The organism is Aeromonas crassostreae, from assembly GCF_054052445.1.
In genome coordinates this window covers 1-372 of sequence record NZ_JBSTYM010000068.1, presented here as the reverse complement: position 1 = coordinate 372, position 372 = coordinate 1, and the positions used below count along the sequence as shown (strand labels likewise).

At 68.0% G+C, this 372-nt stretch carries 1 protein-coding gene; it reads left to right on the top strand.

From position 1 onward, the window contains the following. Positions 1–17 precede the first annotated feature (17 nt). Positions 18–372, top strand: a 355-nt coding sequence (locus ACW5W4_RS18915; protein ID WP_456690416.1) for a hypothetical protein, incomplete at its 3' end; no start/stop codon positions are given.

The following is a 372-nucleotide window of genomic DNA, read 5'->3' as shown; positions in this document are numbered from 1 at the left end:
CCACCGCGGCGCCGACCGTGGTCATCACCGAAGACACCGACAACGACGGCACCATCGACCGCACCGAGATCAGCGGCAAGGTAAACGTGGCAGTGACCCTGCCGGGCGAGGCCAAGGCTGGTGACACCCTCAAGGTGAGCGGCCAGGCCGAGCGGGTGTTGAGCGAGGCCGATATCCTTGCTGGCAAGGTGGGCTACGAGTTTGACCGTCCGGCCGACGGCGCGGCGCTGACCGTGACCGCCACTATCGTCGACGCGGCAGGCAATGTCTCGCCGGAAGGCAGCGACAGCGCGGTGATGGGCGACACCACCGCCACCGCGGCGCCGACCGTGGTCATCACCGAAGACAGCGACAACGACGGCACCATCGACC